16 protein-coding genes and 1 CRISPR repeat array are annotated in these 18,577 nt (G+C 41.9%); of the genes, 5 read left to right on the plus strand and 11 right to left on the minus strand.

From position 1 onward, the window contains the following. Positions 1 to 284: direct repeats of the CRISPR family, unit length 20 nt; unit sequence GCGCCTGCGGGAGGCGCGAC. 176 nt (positions 285 to 460) lie between these two features. From cas2 to cas3, 7 genes are read right to left on the minus strand one after another with little or no spacing between them, the layout of a single operon-like run. Next, a complete protein-coding gene (cas2, locus tag D9603_RS15255; protein ID WP_128731961.1) occupies positions 461 to 754 on the minus strand; it encodes a CRISPR-associated endonuclease Cas2 in 294 nt (97 codons plus the stop codon). A gap of 12 nt (positions 755 to 766) precedes the next feature. Beyond that, entirely contained in the window at positions 767 to 1,798 is a 1,032-nt protein-coding gene (cas1c, locus tag D9603_RS15260; RefSeq protein ID WP_128731962.1) for a type I-C CRISPR-associated endonuclease Cas1c, read from the minus strand. Further along, on the minus strand, positions 1,795 to 2,418 hold the full coding sequence (gene cas4, locus D9603_RS15265; protein WP_128731963.1) for a CRISPR-associated protein Cas4: 624 nt from the start codon (positions 2,416 to 2,418) through the stop codon (positions 1,795 to 1,797). The genes cas1c and cas4 overlap by 4 nt, the downstream gene beginning before the upstream one ends. Next, positions 2,418 to 3,287, minus strand: coding sequence for a type I-C CRISPR-associated protein Cas7/Csd2 (cas7c, locus tag D9603_RS15270; RefSeq protein ID WP_125251805.1), 870 nt, complete (start codon positions 3,285 to 3,287; stop codon positions 2,418 to 2,420). Before cas7c ends, cas4 begins: the two co-directional genes overlap by 1 nt. A gap of 16 nt (positions 3,288 to 3,303) precedes the next feature. Next, positions 3,304 to 5,271, minus strand: a complete 1,968-nt coding sequence (cas8c, locus tag D9603_RS15275; RefSeq protein WP_128731964.1) for a type I-C CRISPR-associated protein Cas8c/Csd1 — start codon at positions 5,269 to 5,271, stop codon at positions 3,304 to 3,306. Continuing rightward, positions 5,268 to 5,972, minus strand: a complete 705-nt coding sequence (cas5c, locus tag D9603_RS15280; RefSeq protein ID WP_128731965.1) for a type I-C CRISPR-associated protein Cas5c — start codon at positions 5,970 to 5,972, stop codon at positions 5,268 to 5,270. Before cas5c ends, cas8c begins: the two co-directional genes overlap by 4 nt. Positions 5,973 to 6,003: 31 nt before the next feature. Then, a complete protein-coding gene (gene cas3, locus D9603_RS15285; RefSeq protein WP_128731966.1) occupies positions 6,004 to 8,484 on the minus strand; it encodes a CRISPR-associated helicase Cas3' in 2,481 nt (826 codons plus the stop codon). A gap of 176 nt (positions 8,485 to 8,660) precedes the next feature. Between cas3 and D9603_RS15290 the strand changes: the two genes are divergently transcribed. From D9603_RS15290 to D9603_RS15300, 3 genes are read left to right on the plus strand one after another with little or no spacing between them, the layout of a single operon-like run. Continuing rightward, the gene (locus tag D9603_RS15290) at positions 8,661 to 9,521 is read left to right on the plus strand and encodes an alpha/beta hydrolase (protein ID WP_128731967.1); all 861 of its coding nucleotides are present in this window, start codon (positions 8,661 to 8,663) and stop codon (positions 9,519 to 9,521) included. Between the two features lie 3 nt (positions 9,522 to 9,524). Beyond that, on the plus strand, positions 9,525 to 10,127 hold the full coding sequence (locus tag D9603_RS15295; protein ID WP_128731968.1) for a TetR/AcrR family transcriptional regulator: 603 nt from the start codon (positions 9,525 to 9,527) through the stop codon (positions 10,125 to 10,127). Positions 10,128 to 10,145: 18 nt separating this feature from the next. Continuing rightward, on the plus strand, positions 10,146 to 10,640 hold the full coding sequence (locus D9603_RS15300) for a GNAT family N-acetyltransferase (protein WP_128731969.1): 495 nt from the start codon (positions 10,146 to 10,148) through the stop codon (positions 10,638 to 10,640). 243 nt (positions 10,641 to 10,883) lie between these two features. Here D9603_RS15300 and D9603_RS15305 read toward each other — a convergent pair whose 3' ends face one another. Then, positions 10,884 to 12,236, minus strand: coding sequence for a hypothetical protein (locus tag D9603_RS15305; RefSeq protein WP_128731970.1), 1,353 nt, complete (start codon positions 12,234 to 12,236; stop codon positions 10,884 to 10,886). A gap of 145 nt (positions 12,237 to 12,381) precedes the next feature. Here D9603_RS15305 and D9603_RS15310 point away from each other — a divergent pair, with 145 nt between their 5' ends. Beyond that, the gene (locus tag D9603_RS15310; protein WP_128731971.1) at positions 12,382 to 12,987 is read left to right on the plus strand and encodes a LysE family translocator; all 606 of its coding nucleotides are present in this window, start codon (positions 12,382 to 12,384) and stop codon (positions 12,985 to 12,987) included. A 33-nt stretch (positions 12,988 to 13,020) separates the two neighbouring features. Here D9603_RS15310 and D9603_RS15315 read toward each other — a convergent pair whose 3' ends face one another. The 3 genes from D9603_RS15315 to D9603_RS15325 all read right to left on the minus strand — a co-directional run bounded on the left by D9603_RS15315 (position 13,021) and on the right by D9603_RS15325 (position 15,045). Next, the gene (locus D9603_RS15315; protein ID WP_128731972.1) at positions 13,021 to 13,179 is read right to left on the minus strand and encodes a YqaE/Pmp3 family membrane protein; all 159 of its coding nucleotides are present in this window, start codon (positions 13,177 to 13,179) and stop codon (positions 13,021 to 13,023) included. 326 nt (positions 13,180 to 13,505) lie between these two features. After that, the gene (locus D9603_RS15320; protein WP_125251814.1) at positions 13,506 to 13,754 is read right to left on the minus strand and encodes a hypothetical protein; all 249 of its coding nucleotides are present in this window, start codon (positions 13,752 to 13,754) and stop codon (positions 13,506 to 13,508) included. 388 nt (positions 13,755 to 14,142) lie between these two features. After that, entirely contained in the window at positions 14,143 to 15,045 is a 903-nt protein-coding gene (locus D9603_RS15325; RefSeq protein ID WP_128731973.1) for a LysR substrate-binding domain-containing protein, read from the minus strand. A 704-nt stretch (positions 15,046 to 15,749) separates the two neighbouring features. Between D9603_RS15325 and D9603_RS15330 the strand changes: the two genes are divergently transcribed. Then, positions 15,750 to 18,341 carry a M1 family metallopeptidase gene (locus D9603_RS15330; RefSeq protein WP_128731974.1) on the plus strand — a complete coding sequence of 864 codons (2,592 nt, stop codon included), beginning with the start codon at positions 15,750 to 15,752 and terminating at the stop codon, positions 18,339 to 18,341. Positions 18,342 to 18,577 lie beyond the last annotated feature (236 nt).

The following is an 18,577-nucleotide window of genomic DNA, read 5'->3' on the forward strand; positions in this document are numbered from 1 at the left end:
GCGCCTGCGGGAGGCGCGACACCAGCTGGCCAATGTGGTGTTTTTAAACGGCTCGGTTTCAATCCACGCGCCTGCGGGAGGCGCGACCACCATTAAAGAGTTCATCGAGGAGTGTCGCAATGTTTCAATCCACGCGCCTGCGGGAGGCGCGACTGACGTCATACGAGGCTTGTTATTGGATGGTTGGGTTTCAATCCACGCGCCTGCGGGAGGCGCGACAGGGGAATGTTACTTCCCCAGTCGGCTACGCCTGTTTCAATCCACGCGCCTGCGGGAGGCGCGACCGCCTTCTCTCAAAGGCACAAATACACTATCATGGTGTAGAGGTTTCCGCTAGCCATGAGCAAATGTATCAATATCCTTAGAGCTAATCACCAAGAATAAAATTTTTCTTATATTTTTAAAGAGCTTATAAAATCGCTAGATCCACAGGGATTTCATGAGAACCAAGCCCTAGCGATTACAAAATTAATGGGTCACGAAAAATATCTAACGCAACTTTAGCACCATGATGCTCAACTTTGTTATGCCAATTTTTGCCAAGCTTATAAAAACGTAAACTGTCGACTTCGGGGTCATAAATAGAGAGCAGTTTATTTTTAAATGTTAGCCATTGCGTTGCATCTATTTCACACTCAAATACAGAGTATTGTACGCGAACGCCATAATCTAAACATACTTTTGCTAATTGCCTAAGGCGCTTTTGCCCATCTTCACTAGTAAACGAGACATCGTAAGTGACCAATACCATCATGGTTCATAATCCTTATTTTTTAATCACAAATGGCGGATAACTTGCTAAATCACCACGTAAGTGGCGTGCTAATAACATTGCCTGCACATGAGGCAACAAACCAATTTGCACTTTCTCTTGTAAAAAAGGGTGGAGTACTTCTTCTTGTTTCTTAGCTTGATATGCTTGGAACACTTGCTTTCGAGCATCATCTTTAATGGTCACGCCACCTAAACAATCAGTTTCAAAATCTCTCAAAGTGAGGGTTTGGTTGTTAAACAGCTTTAACGCAATACTATCGACGATATAGGCTCTAAACTCTTCTAAAATATCGAGGGCTAAACTGTTTCTGCCGGGTCTTTCTTTATGTAAAAAACCTACTTGAGGATCAAGCCCGACGCCTTGCAATGCACCGTTTATCTCTTGCCCAAGGACTGAATAGAGTAAAGAAATAACGGCATTGACTGGATCTTTAGGTGGCCTGCGTGTGCGTTTATCAAATAGCTGCTTTTCAGCATTGCCTTTGAACATATCAGCAAATGCAGCGAAGTAATGCGATGCGGCTTCACCTTCTAGCCCTAAAATGGTTTCGTAGGCAGTTGCACCTTTTAGTTGCTCAATGATTTGTTTTAAGCGTTCTATGGCTTTTTCGATTTGTGGTATGGCTGTGTGATTACGCCTAAAACGCAACAGCAACATACGTGATGAACGAATTTTTGCAGCAACAATATGTTTTGCCAGTTCGTTTGCGGTTAATTCATCAACATTAAACTGCTGCCTGCGCAGCAATACATTACCCGTTTGCTTACCGACCACATTAGCTAAAAAGCGGCCGTGCATATCAAAAAAAGCCAAGTGTGTACCGTTTTCGCCACAAAAACCCAATAGCTGCGGCGAAACCATAATGTTACCAAAGCAAAATATACTGCCTATGGAGTGGATTGGCAGCTGCATCAACTTTTGCTTCTCGCCTGCTATTTTTTGCTCAATCAACAAGGTTTCTCGTTGTTTGTGTAAATACACGCCGTCTTTGGTGATATAGAGCGAATTTTGTAGCTTTTTCATTCAGCCTCCATGTTAAATAACGACTCGATATAACGGATTGAAGCATCATGTTCGGTTAAGTTTGGTTGGCAAATATCAATGAGTGAACAAGCTTTACAATGTTTGCCTGTTGTCGGTGCGGGTGTGCTGCCGTTTATAAATAATTGTTGTACTTGTGCTATTAAATCTTTAGTTTGCCTTCGCAAGCTTGTGTCGAATTCAATTTCAATGCGTTTACGAGTTTGCCAATACCACAGCGCACCTTGCTGTACCTCAACACTTAACATTTCCTCAATACATAACGCCTGAGCACAAAGCTGCACTTTATCTACGTCGTTAGTTTTTGGCTTACCGCGCTTGTATTCAACAGGAATAAACTGGTTACTTGTCTTATGGTGTTCAAGCAAATCGAGTTTTCCTGTTAAGCCTAAAATGGGCGCAGTCACCACTACGCCACGTTCAAACCGCACGCCTTTTCGCGTTTCTGGCTCGCCATTATCTACTCGCTCATGTAGCTGCCTACCATGCGCGGTTAAATAATTTTCTTGCCACACTTGCTCAAGGTGGATCAACGCACATTGGCGCTGACAAAAAGCAAAGTGTTGTAGAGCGGAAATGTTGATAAGGCGTGCGTCAGTCACTAGAAACCCTCTATGACTTCAGGTTCAAGCCCTTGCAATGCACTGATCAATGAATCATTTAATGCTGCGGTTTCAAGTGGTAAACCTTTCTCGATATGATCTCTTAGGCTTTGATGTACTTTGGCTGAAGAATATTGCCCCGACTTTGAGCCGTGCTGCCACCACACAAGGTGTGAAATCCCCATTGACCCCTCAGGCCGAGCTGATGATGCGTCTCCTTCAAATAATTTCACTAATACTGCTTTTATCTTTTCTGCATCTGCATCACTAAAGCCGGTTTTTTCAGCCAGTTGCGGAGTCATCGCGCCAAAGGCAACATACGTGGCTTTGTCAACTCGATGTTTCATCCCCATCGTATCTGAGGACTTTTTACTGCCATCCCCTTCACCGCTGACACTTTTGGTAATTTGGGTACTCGTAATGCTCACAGGTTCAATACTAAAGGCACTTTGAATAGTGACGGGGCCGCGGATCGGAATAGATACGCCATCCGTACCTGTCCCCTTAAACGCAAACACTTGGCCAAATGCGCGCACATCTAACCATTTTTCACAGCACTTTTTAGCGGCTTCATCAGGCGCTGTTTTTTTGCTGTTAAACGTCTCTTTACCTAACCCAAATTCATCAGACTCAGCACGGTTGCGTAAACTAGTCATACCGTCAGTTTTCTTTTCATCAGATTGTACAAAAATACTCTCTCCCACTTCTTGCAAACGGTCTCGTATTTTGCGCTTTAAGCAAACATCGGTAATTTCGCCAAAACCATCATAATCTGTTCGAGGACGATTGCCGTTGAGTGGATCGCCATTTGGGTTAGCGTTTAACACGTTAAAAATTAATGCAAAGTCGATTTTATTTTGTAAGCTCATTGTGATATTCCTTTTCTTAAACGGTTTCTTCTAGTGGCGCTGTTGTTTGCGTATCAGTTACTTTTTTAACCCACAGACCTTGCTCAACCTTGTGGCTCTCTAACCACATCATTTGATTGTGAAAGCCAAGTAAAAACTCTGGGCTTAGCTTTTGGTTTGACGTAAAGTCAGCGGGGTCAAACATGTCCGTTATTTGACTAATTACTGTTTTAGTTGCTTTGTCATATCCTTGGTAATTATTAAATAGCCTTTGTTGGTAAGGCACTAACGCATTGCTGATATTCAGCCAAGTATCAGAAGGTTTGTTGACAAATTGCGTCATAAAACGCTCAGCTGTTGTTAAACGGTTTGTCTCACTACTTGAAAGCGCAATTTTTTCAATCTTATTTGCCACCGCCAGTAAGCGACCAAACAAGTAGTCGCGGCTGGTATTATCTTGTTGTAATGCCATTGGGTATTCCTTTTGAAGAATTGAATTGGTGGTTCTGATATAAAACCCTTTGATCAGTGAGCAAGCTATCCCCACGTTTTGTAACCAAAGCCATGTTTGATCCGATTTATATGCAGCTCGATTAATGGCGCGGTGAAAAGCACTTTGCATGATGTCTTGCGGAATAGATTTACCCTCAACAATGCAGGGGTATAAGCGTGTGATCAGGTTTTTCTTTAGTGTGTCGGTTGACTTAAGCACGTCTCCATAAACGCCATCAAGTACCCTGAATAAACTCGGTGCGCTATACACCCATCGCCAATGCTCGTTGATTTTGACTCTTTGCTGCCAACCCAGATCTCGTTGCCATTGCTCTAACCGAGCTAAAAACTCTTTTGCTATGGTTTCACGATAATACAAAATACCCATCCGCCCCGGTGTGGCAGAGTCTAACCCCAGCAGAGCAATTTGCTCATTGTCGTCTAATTGGCTTTTTACTTTTATGCCATTAAAATAACGCCTTAACTGACTGGCATATTCCCGCCCTAAATCCTGTGTATGATCAACAATGTTGCTTGTTTCTAGTAAGTTTGCGAAGTCAACAAAGTCTGGCTCGGTAGCTTTTGGCACCGTTTTGCCTGACACCGCCCATGCCAGATAAACTTGATCACCATTTCTAAATACACTTTGCTTCGTTAACAAACAACGCAGTGCATTATGGGCTTTTTGTGTCACTTCAAAGCTAATGCTGCACGCTTCTTCATTAGATAAGAAGCGACCTCTAAAGGTATAACCGCTTTTGTCGTTTGCGGAGATTAATTTGGCTTTATCACCACTGTGGCGTATTTTTGCAGGATGGTTGCTAGCAACCAGTTTGTTTTCTCCGGTGGCATAGCACAACGCTGAGTTATCACCATTTTGGCTGTCAAAAGCAATCCAGCTATGCTGAATGCTGGGGTCAAGCCAAGTTTTCGCTTGCGGTTCGTCGGGAGTTTCTACGCTCCAGCATACAAGTGCTGAGCCTTGATCAAATAGTCCTTTTTCTTTTGGTAGTGTTTTGAGTAATGTGGGCGCTTCTCCAGCACCTTGCCACTTTGTCAGTAACTTTCTATCTTGCTGATGCAGCACTTTTTCAGCGATGAGATCTGCTACCACAGTACCTTTGGTGATGTATTGGAGCACAGCAGTTACAGCGGGGTGGCTATACTCTGAATCACACCACGCTTTTAATTGCGCTTGATATAGTTCAAACCCTGGCTTTTTAACCCCACCAAAATCAGCGTAGTCTTTCGCAACGTATTGAATTTTATCCGCCAAAGCGTGTGCACATAAACCGCTGCTACGCCCCGCAGACTGCTCGGTTGCAGGTAATACAATTTGCGCTTTTTCAAGCACCTCAGCACGAAGAAACTCACCTCGATTGTTGATGACAATATGAATGTGTGCGTTTTGAAGAGTATGACAAATCGGCATGACTTGCTGTTCAAACGGCAATGTATCGTTGCGTTTTTCAAGCTCATCATAAGTTTTATAGAGCGTTGTTAACCAAGTCATAGGCAGCGCTCCGTTTGTTCAGCGCTCTGAATATTATGTTCAAGCTCAAAACTTTTGGCATTCATTTTTCTCACATAGCGCGTAACCGGACATGCGCTTACATGAGGATAATCAATCACTCCGTTTTTCATTACGCCATGCCAAAATCGGCTGGTCAATTCGTTGTTGCCAGTTTCATCAGGATACCCAAAACTATGAAACATTAAGCCAAAACCTAGCTCGTCAATGTTGTCGTACGCGCCTTCTCCTTCGCCAAACACGCAAGGTTCAACGTATCCTTGGCAATCACGAGTGCCTAAAAAAATGTCTTGTCGGCCACCTTTTTCAAGCATGCGATTTGCTATGGCAAAGTGCTTTCCATCAACCCTATCTCGTGCCAGTTCAGGCCGGTGCTCATTCCACTCAAAATGGGCTTCTACTTGGTATTCAACCTCATGCAAAAAGGTGTAATAAGCTAAGGTATTTCCCCCGCTCCAGTTTAATGGTTTGGTACCCTTGGTTTGAGTGCGTAGTGGTTTTATCACCCTAACTCGGTCAACATGCCAAACGAGCGTCGGCTTCCAGTAAATTGACTTTAGTACCCCTTTTATTGCCTCGTAAGTTGGAAGGTGGTATGTGCATTTTTCACCTCCTACTTTTGTTATAGGATCGGTAAACAATGCGTACCTTCCCCATAATCTAAAGCTAATACTGTTTTTCACTTAGCTCTCCTTGTTAAAAACACAATTATTTTTAAAAAATTAAATCTTGCTGAGCATTTGCTACCTCTAGGCTCAAGCCAAAATCTTGACTGTAAAATGCTTCACTTAAATAAAACACAGCTTCGTCTTGCGCGATTGGGTATACAGCCTGTTGCTCATTGAGCTTTTGCCATACGTTAGGAAAAATGTTCACACTGTACTTTTGCGCGGCTTTTAATAAATTGTGAAAGGCCACAGCATCAAAAGCCTTATTGATAGCACATAGCTGTGTGATGATGCTTTGCGCTTCATCATTAAATGGCACGATCACTGAGTGGATCGGCGCATCTATCGCTTTGAATTGTTTGGCAGCAGTCATAAATGACTGCTTTAAAGTAAACTGTGTTGGGTTGATATTATTTAGATTGCTACTTAACAAATTCAGTAAGCTTTGGCCGTCCTTGAGTGGATATGTCATCTCCTTAAGACGCTCGTAGAAGTAGTATTGGAAGTACCGCTCCATCGCCTCTGGTTTTAGTAAATCGACTTCATCAAACTCTGTAAATATGCGGTTTGTGGCTGCAATTCCAGTCCTAATATCGTGTAACATGCCAATATTCTCGTCGTTTGGATTAAGCACAAACACGTTACCTTTTTGCTGCTTACCATTACGGTTACAACGCCCAGCCGCTTGAGCAATTGAATCAAGGCCAGCCACAAAGCGGATCACACAGCCAAAATCGACATCAACACCCGCTTCAATAAGTTGTGTACTGACACAAAGTGTCATCACCCCTTCTGATAACCGCATTCTGATCTCATCTAAAATCGCTTTACGATGCGCTGAGCACATTCCCGTACTTAAATGGAATATTGCTATTTCATCACTAACTTGGTGTTGCAACGCTTGAAATAGAGTTTTAGCCCACGCTTTGGTGTTCACAATCACTAAACAGCTTTGCTCTGCCGCTAGCTGTTTTTGAATAAGTTCGGTGATCTCAGCTGCATTCCACCCTGTTTTTTTAGTGATGTCTTTTATACTTACTCTCTCCAATTGCTGATAAAGCTCAGCAATATTTGGAGTTAATTCATTTTCTTGTGGTAATTGCAGCTCGCCTAAATGCTTTATCTGTTGTGGTAATTGATTAAGTAAAGGTTGAGTTGCTGTACACATCAGTGCTGTGGTGCGGCAAAAACGCGTCAAATAATTAAGGGTATTATTGAATAAGTGCACACAACGAATAGGAAGTGTTTGGATTTCATCGAACACCAGCACCGCATTACTAAGCTGGTGTAATCGCCTTGAGCCACGTGTACCACTTGCAAATACTGTTTCAAGAAATTGCACCATGGTGGTCAGTATGATGGGCTTATCCCAATTTTCACAGGCCAGCTTTGAGCGCCACGTTTGTTGCTCTGGTTCCAAATTAGAATGGTGCTCTAACACCCAATCGTCTGTATTTAGCCCCTTGAGTACATCACGAATAGCCACGGCGTTTTGCTCGATAATTGAAGTAAATGGAATAATATAGATAATCCGATCAAGGTTATGCCTGTTGGCATGATGCAGTGCGAATCTCAGGCTCGCATAAGTTTTTCCGCCACCAGTTGGTACCGTTAAGCTATAAATACCAACATCTTCTTGGGCGCGATTTAAGCAGTTCTTTGATATTTCTGAGCGAATGTGGTCTATCGGGTTAACTGGTACATACTTAGCAATGAAACTTTCTATTTTATCGCATGCCAGCCCCCAATCAGCTGGCTTAAAGCGTTCAGCTCGATTATCCGGTTGCTCAAAGTCCGCACTGTCGATCCGATCGGCATCAATTAAGCAGCTAAATAGCAATTTGGTAAACATGCCAAAATAATAATCCTGCTCAATTACAGAAAGCTCGTACTTTTGAAACATACTTTTAAGATTTTGACTGCACTTAAAAAGACCGTTATAGCTGGCAAGAGATTGTGCTTGCGTAAGTACTTCAGGATCAGCTTTTTCTACGCATTCACTCAGGTGCGTTAAGTCGTCGTGTTTTTTGATCCGATTAGCAAATACATGCTCATTTTTTGACAAGCAATCAATTAATCCACTGTGGTGAGATGCGATACAGATACTTAACGCTTGTACAATCGCAAGGCCGAAAGGCACTAGCGTTTGGTCTTGTTGCTGTAACTTGTCCAAATGCGCCAGTAATGCCTGATAGACCCACTGCGCACCCGCACTGGAGTGGTCAATTTTACCTTTGAGACGTTTACTCGCTGAACTTTCCGTGCTTCCTTCATCATTATCTGGGTTATAGCCTGCTTGCTCTTGAATAATAAGGCTCATGTAATGCTGGAATGCGCTGCTGTATTTACCAAAATCATGCAGTAAACCGATTAACTGTCCTTGCTCAGTAAAGCCTATTTTAGTTGCTAGCACCGCGCTAATCTGGCTTACACCCTGCAAGTGCGCAAATACACTTTGATGATTACCATGCTGAATATCTGGATGCGCAATATGCGCTAATGACTTTGCCTGCTGAAAGTTACTCATTACCATCCCTGTCTTTTCACACCATTCATTAACATAATAAACATATCTATTTACTTTCCTGGAAACAAGTAAATTCATCCTAAGCAAGAAAACGAGTGGCGAAAAATTGCGCTTTACAAAAAAGTACAAGTGTACTATTTTAAAAATAGTACAAGTGTTCTTTTTTGGAGGTAAGGATGAAATTCAGCTACTTTAACGATAAAGATGGGTCTGTATTAACTCGTGCAAGCAGAGGGATAACAGGATTGATGTGTACGCTTGCGCCACCAGTAACGGCAAGGCTTGGGCAAGTACTATTAATGAGTCCACATGGTAAGCGTGACTACCGGTTTAAAAATAAGAAGCCTAACGGCGAGATGAATATTTTGACTTCTCTTGGGCGTGTGCATGTGAACATCTTTGGGCTTGGTTCAAAAACGGTTATTCTCAGCCATGGTTGGGCCGATAATAGCAGTTGTTTCGATACCTTAATCCCTGAGCTAGTCGCAGCAGGCTATTGCGTGGTTGCCATAGATCATGCAGGTCATGGTCAATCTTGTGGTAAACGTGCACATTTGCTGGCGTTTATTGAAGCCCTTGACACCTTAATAGAGCAGCTTGAAGCACAACGCCATGAAATTGTAGCATTAGTTGGGCACTCCATGGGCGCGGTAGCATTAATGAACTTACCCAATTACCATTTACATAATCGTGTTATCATCAATATTGCAACACCGGTACAGTTTTTTGAGTTAATGTTCGAGCGTGTAACCCGTGCGGGAATTTCTGAAAAAATGCTAGCCCAAGTGTTAGACGCTATTACAGCTAAATATGGTACTCACTGGCATCATATTCGAGATAAGTTTCATGATAGTGTGGCTCAGTTTCAACCTACTTTTATTCACGATACTCAGGATAAATTCGCGCCATTTGAGCATGTGCATGCGCTCATAGCGACAGCACCTGAGCGTTTAATTCAAACTTCAGGCCTTGGACATCGCCGCATTTTAGGCGATACTGGCGTTATCAAAAGTATTACTCAAAGAATAACCGCGTAACTGATGAATAAAGGCGAGAAAACACGGCTAAGCATATTAGAACAAGGGATGCGCTTTAGTAGCCAATATGGCTTGATTGAAGTAACTATCGGCGCTATGGCAAAACTTTGTGGCTTATCTCGCAGTGGACTTATCTCTCACTTTGACAGTAAAGAAGATATGCAGCTGGCGATTTTAGATTACTGCGAATCGCAGTTTATGCTTCACGTTGTAGCGCCAGCAAGAGATGACGATCCACTGACTCAGTTAACAAAACTGTTCTCTATTTGGGCTGATTGGACACGTGAGTTATTTAACGAGCCACATTTAGCCTGTCCTTTTATAAAAGCCTTGGTTGAGTTTAACTGCCATACCAATAGCCCAATTCACAAAAAAGTTACCGAGCAGCATAATCGGCTTTTTGGTTACATAAAACATAAAATAGAGCTCGGTATTCGTGCTGGTATTTTTAACCCTCAGTTGGATCCTCAGTGTGTAGCTTACGAGTTGTACAACTTGTATTTAGGACATGCCATCGCAAAAAACACTGTATTAACCGAACACGCAAGTGAGCTATTTAAACGCAATATTGAGCACTTACTCACCAGCTATACTAACAAAACTTAAAACAGGAGCCATTAGGGCATGATAGTACGTGTTTCTACACCAACCGATGAGATAGTTGAACAACTGACTGAGTTGTACATTGCAACCTTTTCAGCCCCTCCTCGTAATGAGGAAATTGATAGTGCTGAGATCCGTTTACTGATGATAAAAGAAATCACGGAAGGCGATGTACATGTGATTTTTGATACCTCAACACAAAAATTGATCGGTAGTTTGTCTATTGTACCAATAGCACACTTTAAAGATAGAGCACGTTTCAAATTACAAACTGGCTTATATATTTCTAATTTTATGGTAGACACCGAAACTCGTGGTAAAGGCATTGGTAAGCAGCTATTACACGCTGCATTAAGTGAAGCTCAGCAAGAGATCCATACACGCTGTCGCGTGGACGCATTAGCTGTAAATCATCTGTTTAGCACCCACGGTTTTGAATTGGTCGCAAATTACACCACTACAATGAATGGCTCTGTCGCTGAACGCAACATTTATACTTATAACGCAAAGCGCTAATATGTATTGTTATTAGGGCTTGGTACTCTAGCAAGCGCCAGTAGTTCAGCTTGCGCCAGGTTTACTCCTTCAAATTAGCAAGTATTAAGATTGGTATTAACTAGGCACATGATTACCGAATTCATCCTCTATTCTTTAACGCCAAAAAAAATGCCACCTTAGCGTTACTAAGGTGGCAAAACCACTATCTACAGTGTGTTATATCAACCCACATACATGGGTTAATAGAACTCGTCGAGGGAGTTATTCGTGGTCGTGAGACGCTTCTTCAGCAATACCTAACCAAACAAGCTTTTCAGGTACATAGTCAAGCTCAATAGTGTCTTGCAATGTTGCTGATGCTAAGTCATATTTTTTAATTTGCTGAGTAATTGGGTCACTCACGTAGACCGCTTGCTCTGCTTGAGAAAATGTCATTTGAAACTTGTGGCCTGTCGGCATGGCGGTAAGATCAGCATCACTCACTTGAGTCACACCGCTTATTTCCCAGTGCTGTTCATTGTCATGCTCATGGGCTGTGAAAACGCTCAATTTACCCGCGGTGTCCATTGCTACCAAGTGCTCTCCACCAAAACTAAAACCATAGCTAGCAATACGATATTGTTCACTCGCTTGCCACTCCAACTTCTCAATATGACCAGTTGCTGGCGCTAGCAGAACAAGATCATTACCGGCAGCAGCGATAAACTGGTTTACTTCATGATGCCCTTTTATGGCGAAGATCCGCTGCCCCTGTGCAAAAAAGTCGGGGTTTGTTACTTTAGTAGCGTTAAAGCTTGAGCCTTGCTGACTGATAAGTGCAACACCGTCAGCACACGCAAACGCAACAACATCTTCGTTTTGTGCACTGCCATGTAAAGCAGGGCAGTTCAAGTCAAATACTTGCGCTTGATGGAAGTGGTCGCCATGGGCATGATACAAACCGATTTGCGAAGGCAGTGACGTTTCACTCTCTGGTGCTCTTATAGTGCTGACCAAATACTCGCCTCTAGCTTGCGCAGCGCCGTGCATATAGGTGTTATAATGCAGTGTTGCGGCCTCACTTTGCTCGCCACTAATGTGATGCTCACTAAACATAGTAACGCCTGCATTTTGCGCCGTTTCTTCGTCACCATCGGAGAATACCGCAATACCTGACTCGCCAACGGTTACATGAGTAGGCTTTACCGAACTTAACTGAAAATCAACCAAAGCAGGCACATGTTGATAGGCATGATAATGATCACCGTGTGCTTCTTGATATAAGCCACCATCAACAAATTCAACTCTACCCTCATCGCGCTGTACTAAAATTGCAAAGCGATGATTTTCTGACGGGTAAATATACTGTGGGTAGCTAGTCGCACCGATTGCATCAATTAATGACTTATCTGCTGCTGAATACAAATTGACAACGTTACTCTCAGCGCTAGTAACTAGGATACGACCCAGTGTATCTGTAATACTAGTGTGGTGATCGGCATCGTGATCATCATTGTGGCTGCTATCATCATGAGTTGATGACTCAGCTTTTACAATTGTGTGTTCAGTACCGCCGCAAGCAGAAAGAACAAGTGCAGAAATGGCAACAGCCAAAAGTTTACCTTTTAGTACCATGAAAGAGTCCTACTCATACATATGTGATATTATAACTCTAATAAATGCTACATTATAACAAAACAAAAAACAACTCGAGGTTTAATTTGCTTTCTACTGCGTTGTGATATAAAAAAGTAAAGTGACAAGTATTAAGGAAAGAAACTTGGATTATCTGATTGCAGTCACCTTATTTGCTATTGCTTCTTCAGTAACCCCCGGACCCAACAACATCATGGTGATGTCGTCAGGCATGAACTTTGGGTTCAAAAACAGTATCCCATTACTTAGTGGTATATGTGCAGGCTTTGCCATCATGCTACTGCTAGTCGGTCTTGGGTTTGCAACACTGTTTGCCCGCTATCCCATACTGCATTATTTACTCAAGTGTATAGGCGTTGTTTATCTGCTTTTCCTCGCATATCAAATTGCCAAGTCATCAAGTATCAAACTCGCCGAAACCCACACAATGCCATTTTCATTTCTAAAAGGTGCATTATTTCAGTGGGTGAACGCTAAAGCGTGGATAGTTGCAGTTGGGGCGGTTTCAACTTATACAACGACGGGTACAGAGTTTACATATCAGCATGTCATGATTAGTGTCGTCTTTCTTTTGGTGTCGTTTCCCTGCGTGGGAGTTTGGCTGGTGTTCGGTTCAACACTCCAACATGTTTTGAAGAGTGCTAAAGCACGTCGGTGGTTTAATTTTATAATGGCAATGCTCTTGGTACTTTCAGTTGTCCCCATCATCATTGAGATCTTTGCAGGTTAAGCGGCAGACCTGCAAAGATGACCGTGACGCTTGTTACCTTCTAGCAATGACCCATACAGCATGCACAATCCCCGGAATGTATCCAAGTAACGTAAGCAGGATGTTCAACCAAAAAGCACCACCAAGGCCTACTTGTAAGAAAACCCCCAGAGGTGGCAGTAAAATTGCGACAATAACTCTCAATAAATCCATATTTTTCTCCTAGACGTGATGAATACGATGTAGCAGCAACAATGATGCCAGCAATAAACTTACTTCCTTATCTAGCCAGAGAGAACGGGGGTAACACCAGCGCTAATCAAGCGTTCGCATCTAATCGGTTGTCTCGTAATATTATGCGTTGCCGGACTAACAACTAGCTCTGGCCATAGTTAGTTAGAGAATTATTTACAGTATAGAAGATAAAAAATGCAGAGGGATGTAAATTATACCCAACAATTATAAGTGAGTTGACCATGTAGAAGTAATTGACATGCACATTCAAAAATCGTTAAACCAAAACAGGAGAAGTGTAAATATTAGGTTGAACTGCCTCTCTTTTTATTAACAACTTGTTTTGCCGATGAGCGCTCCAATTGTAGCTTCTCACCAAAGAAGTGATCGTATGCTAAAAGCGCAATAAAATAGAAAAAACCGAACACACTAATATCTATTAGCAACTTACCAACATCCAAGGGTTCACCTATCATGAGATAATCGAAATCCCATACATAAAAGACCACTTTGGTTAAGATCAGTGCTGGAAATAGCGAAATAATAAATTTCAAATTAATGTCCTTTTAATTTGTCCGTTAAGCAACCTATTGGCAGTGTACCTCCTTTTTATAGCGATTGCACGCAATATACAAATAACACAAAAAAGATACAGAATAAAAACCAAAAATTAACACAGCCAGATAATGGCAATACTTATACCAATTAGACTTTATGCTTGCTCAATTTGAAGGCGTAAATCTGACGCTGACAGCGTTAAAAATTTCTTATTTAGAACAACTAAATAGCAAAATTTTTGCCTTGCCTACATCGATGTAGGTACCTTAGCGGTAGCTGGGTGCCTCCCAAAGTAAGCAAGGCGAATTTATGCGAAAAACGTAAAAACTAGCCATAAGAAAGACATAATATGACTTTGTTAGTGCGCATACCGATTAGCGCTATTTAAGGAAGGCTGTCGATTAGCCAGTCTATAAATACTTGAATACGTTTGCGTTTAGGTGAATGAGGGTCATAAAGTACATAACGTTGCCAGACCACAGGATGCGGAATATCAAAAAGCTGTACAATAAGCCCTGCTTGTTGAAAGTCTAAAAATAATTCCTTAGAAACCAATGCAACGCCTTGCCCTTTTAATGCTGCACTCAGCGCTAAATCATTGGATGAAACACGTGTATGCGGCCCTTTTGCACAAGCACTTGTGGCACATAAACCTTGCGCCTCAAACCACTCCTTCCAGCTCACTTTATTGTCATCATGATGAATTAAATCGCATCTCGCCAAATCCGCGGGCGTTTTAAGATCAAGTTTTTCTTTATAATTTGCTGAGCAAACTGGGTAACTTTTATCTCCCCCCAAATAAATCTGTTCAAGTCCTGTAGGGCATGCTAAATCGGCCTTAGTTGAGAACCGAATCGCCACATCAATATGATTAAGCCTGATGTCTTCCAGGCGATTAGAGCCAAGTACGCGAATTTGAATATCATCATAAGCGTCATAGAAGGAGCATAAATTGGGCATTAACCATAGTGAACAAAATGACTGTGTTGAAGTAATAGTTAAACTCCCTGCCATCTCTTGCATTTGAATCTGATTTAAGCCATCAATTAGACGGTTAAATGCACCTTGAGTTGACGTCAACAGTACCTCAGCGGCTTCAGTTAGGTGCATGTTACGACCTTTTCTCACAAATAATTTAACTTCCAGGGCTGTTTCTAGTTGGCGCATTTGTTGGCTCACCGCAGCTTGTGTAATATTCAATTCTGATGCGGCTTGTGTATAACTTTGCAACCTAGCTGCACTTTCAAAGCAACGTAACGCATTTAGGTATCTGAGCCTCTTATCCATAAGTTCAACTTATATTAATTGTAATTAAACATCGTTGGTATCCTGCCATATTTTGAACCAATATACAGTTATTGAATACGTAAAATTAGTAAAGGAAAGACGATGCACTATAGCAAACCCAAGCCTAAGTGGACGCTCGTGAACTGGTTAAATTTCATTGGCTCATACTTAAAACTTGAACACGTGATAAAGCATAAATAGCCAAGCGATCGATAATTATTACTTTTCGAGCCACCTACATTTTGCACGTAAATTTGCTTATTTAGCCGTGGTATACCTTGAGCACATTAGATACTAAAACGCGCAATACATTTGTATTTTTGCTATTTAAACTGCCCAGTAGTTAACTTTCAAGGTGAAACTCAAAGACCGCTGAAGAACACTTTTTGTTACATAAAACTTAACGATAAATTGCCTATCTCCTGACAGATAAATTGTTATGGTAAAGGGGACGCAGGTAACCCCTAAGTACCGCGATTGTTTGGTATTGGTAACCCATTCAACGCGCTGAACAAACTAACAATAACAATGGTAGTTTTTGCTTAATTTATATTCTCACTTTGATGCGCGAAAGCCATGACGATATGGCCAGAGCATTGCTGTTTATCTGTTCTGATTAGGTTTTTAAAGTAGTTTCTTGGTTTTCTGGCCACATTGAGAGTCGATTAAGTAAAAATAGCACATCACAATAGGCAAGGAATTTTATGCTAAATACACATCAATCAGTCGGTGCTGTCTTGTTAATGATAAGTACCGTATCTCTCGCACAGGATAACGCAGCACTCCATCGCTTGGCACCAGTAGCAAAGCCACTATCGCAAACTGTGGCTTTTAATTTAGATCCCAAAAAAGATGTATTTTCGGGCAGTACAGTCATTACACTTGAGGTTTTAAACGAGACGTCATTCATTGAAGTTAACGGCCTTGATTACAACATTGAAACCGCAAAATTAAACGGTAAACAATTTTGCAATCTTGAAAGTCAAATGCTTAAAACTGGTAAAGTTAAGCTCAGCTGTGAGCATAGCTTCCCCAAAGGTCGTTACACCCTGACGATGGATTATACTGCACCTTATAATCGGAAAAGTGTTGGTTTATATAAAACGATTGATAATGGAGTTCCCTATCTATTCAGCCAATTTCAAATGAGCGACGCACGCCGTGCATTTCCTGTATTTGATGAACCTGAATATAAGATCCCCTTTAAAATAACCATCACAGCGCCTGAAGATCAAAAAGTCTTTACCAATACACCATTGCTAAAAACAACAAAATCAAAAGGGCTGGTTACTCATTACTTTGATAAAACACTTCCACTACCATCCTATTCACTAGCGATCGCGGTTGGACCATTTGAAGTGCTAAAAGTACCGGGAATGTCTGTTCCTGGAAACCTAATTACACCGCAAAACAAGTCAAGTCTTGCCGCATATAGCATTGAAAATACGCCAAAAATATTAACAGCACTGGAAAAGTATTTTGACATTCCCTATGTCTATAAAAAATTGGATCAAGTCGCCGTACCTGAGTTTCCTTTTGGAGCAATGGAAAACGCAGGCCTAGTAACATACCGAGAAGATATTTTACTTATCGACCCAGCTCGTTCAACTCAACGTGCTCGTATTGATCACCTCAATATTATTACTCACGAGTTAGCGCATCAATGGTATGGAAATTTAGTAACAATGAAGTGGTGGAACGATTTATGGCTCAACGAAGCATTTGCGACATGGATTGCATCCAAAATCACCCACCAGCTCCATCCTGAACTGGAATCTAACTTGGCATTGCTGCAACACTACGCGATGGACTTTGATGCTCAAGCCACGACCTCTCCTATTCAAAAACCAATCAATACCGAAGCAGACATTATGGATGGCTTGTGGCTAGCTTACAGTAAAGGCAGTGCCATTTTGTATATGGTCGAACAATGGTTAGGAGAGGACGTTTTTAAGCAAGGCATGCGAAACTATGTCCGCCAGTATGCACATAAAAATGCCGAGGCAAAAGATCTCTGGAGCGCATTGAGTAAAGTCTCGAATAAAGAGGTTGCCGCTGTGTTAAACTCTTTTGTTTCTCAAGCTTCTTTTCCACTTCTAACCGTGGAACAAAATGGCGCAACACTGACAATATCACAACAACGTTTTGCTATTCACGGGCAAACAGTACCATCTCAAACTTGGCACATTCCAATCATTCTACGTTATGGGAAAGGGGAACAATCGGCCACCACATCGCTGCTACTCGACGCACAATCTAAGCAAGTCACGCTGGCATTTGAACCTGAGTGGATATTACCTAATGCCAATGTCACAGGTTACTACCGCTGGCAGCTTTCATCAGAAAACCTCATTGGCTTAACGCAGCACGCCACCAGCAAGCTCAATACACGTGAAAAACTGGATGTGCTTGATAATGTCGAGGCGCTATTAGATGCCGGAAAGATTGATACTGCCACCCTCATGACAACATTAGGCCACTATACTAATGATGACCACCCTGAGGTCGCTAAAACCGCATTGACGAGTTTACTCAGTCAATATCATTTGTATAAAGAGAATATTGACCAAAAGCGCTGGGCGGCATTTTTTGCCACCTATATTGAGCCTGCATTTAAGCATTATGGGCTAACAGCGACTAAAGAGGAGCAGCCAGCTAGCTCTGAGATCCGCGCTCAGCTAATAGAAATACTGGCTTTTGAGACTAAGCATAGCGAGATTATTACCCACGCCAAAAAGCAAGCACTACTTTATCTCAGCGACGCAGATAAGGTTGACCCATACCTAGTAGAAAGCTTTTTAAAAATAGCAGCTTATTATGGCAGTGCTGAGCTATTAAAGGCATATCAGCAGCAGTTTGAGTCAACGAATAATCCAAGCAAACGTACGCACTTGCTGTCAGCGATGGGTTATTTTGGTGAGCCAGCTTTGCAACAAGAAATGCTTAAGTATGCGCTCACTAAGCAGGTCACGGCCTCTGATTTAGGGTATATCTTAGCGGGTAACAAACAAGGTAAAGCGCGAAAAGCGCGTTATCAAAAATGGTTTTATAACAACTTTACAAGCCTTAAAACAAAACTCCCGCCATTTGCGGTTCCAAGGTTACCTTTCTATTTATTTTCGCGTTGTGATACATCACACCTCAATCAAGCTAAGCAGTTTTTCGAACCGATGCGTTCCGATATTGATGGGCTAGAAAAGAGTTTGCAACAGCTTGAGTTAGCTACAAAAACATGCGTCAATAAAAAGCAAAGAGAATTAAGTTCAATAACGGCATTTTTAAACCAATTAAGTTGAGCTTGTGGTAGTTATACCCAACAGTGTTGACACAAAGTCGATTTAAAACTTCGACAAAGGATAATAGCTAAGGGCAACCAATAATTATCCTAAAACAAAATTATATTTATACCAATTATCTTAATTAAGTGGTCTATTTTGAGGCGAGAAAATCTTGTCGGTAACACCGCTTCCGCGCCCTGCTCACGCCAAGGTATCTATATCCTGTAGGCAAGGCAAAAATTTCGCTATTTAGT

The organism is Pseudoalteromonas sp. PS5, from assembly GCF_004103255.1.
Classification (GTDB): Bacteria; Pseudomonadota; Gammaproteobacteria; order Enterobacterales; family Alteromonadaceae; genus Pseudoalteromonas; species Pseudoalteromonas peptidolytica.

Bases quoted from the DNA above. Each gene is read 5' to 3' on its own strand.
- cas2 (WP_128731961.1), bottom strand. From the start codon at position 754: ATGATGGTATTGGTCACTTACGATGTCTCGTTTACTAGTGAAGATGGG.
- cas1c (WP_128731962.1), bottom strand. From the start codon at position 1,798: ATGAAAAAGCTACAAAATTCGCTCTATATCACCAAAGACGGCGTGTAT.
- cas7c (WP_125251805.1), bottom strand. From the start codon at position 3,287: ATGAGCTTACAAAATAAAATCGACTTTGCATTAATTTTTAACGTGTTA.
- cas8c (WP_128731964.1), bottom strand. From the start codon at position 5,271: ATGACTTGGTTAACAACGCTCTATAAAACTTATGATGAGCTTGAAAAA.
- cas3 (WP_128731966.1), bottom strand. From the start codon at position 8,484: ATGAGTAACTTTCAGCAGGCAAAGTCATTAGCGCATATTGCGCATCCA.
- D9603_RS15290 (WP_128731967.1), top strand. From the start codon at position 8,661: ATGAAATTCAGCTACTTTAACGATAAAGATGGGTCTGTATTAACTCGT.
- D9603_RS15295 (WP_128731968.1), top strand. From the start codon at position 9,525: ATGAATAAAGGCGAGAAAACACGGCTAAGCATATTAGAACAAGGGATG.
- D9603_RS15300 (WP_128731969.1), top strand. From the start codon at position 10,146: ATGATAGTACGTGTTTCTACACCAACCGATGAGATAGTTGAACAACTG.
- D9603_RS15305 (WP_128731970.1), bottom strand. From the start codon at position 12,236: ATGGTACTAAAAGGTAAACTTTTGGCTGTTGCCATTTCTGCACTTGTT.
- D9603_RS15315 (WP_128731972.1), bottom strand. From the start codon at position 13,179: ATGGATTTATTGAGAGTTATTGTCGCAATTTTACTGCCACCTCTGGGG.
- D9603_RS15325 (WP_128731973.1), bottom strand. From the start codon at position 15,045: ATGGATAAGAGGCTCAGATACCTAAATGCGTTACGTTGCTTTGAAAGT.
- D9603_RS15330 (WP_128731974.1), top strand. From the start codon at position 15,750: ATGCTAAATACACATCAATCAGTCGGTGCTGTCTTGTTAATGATAAGT.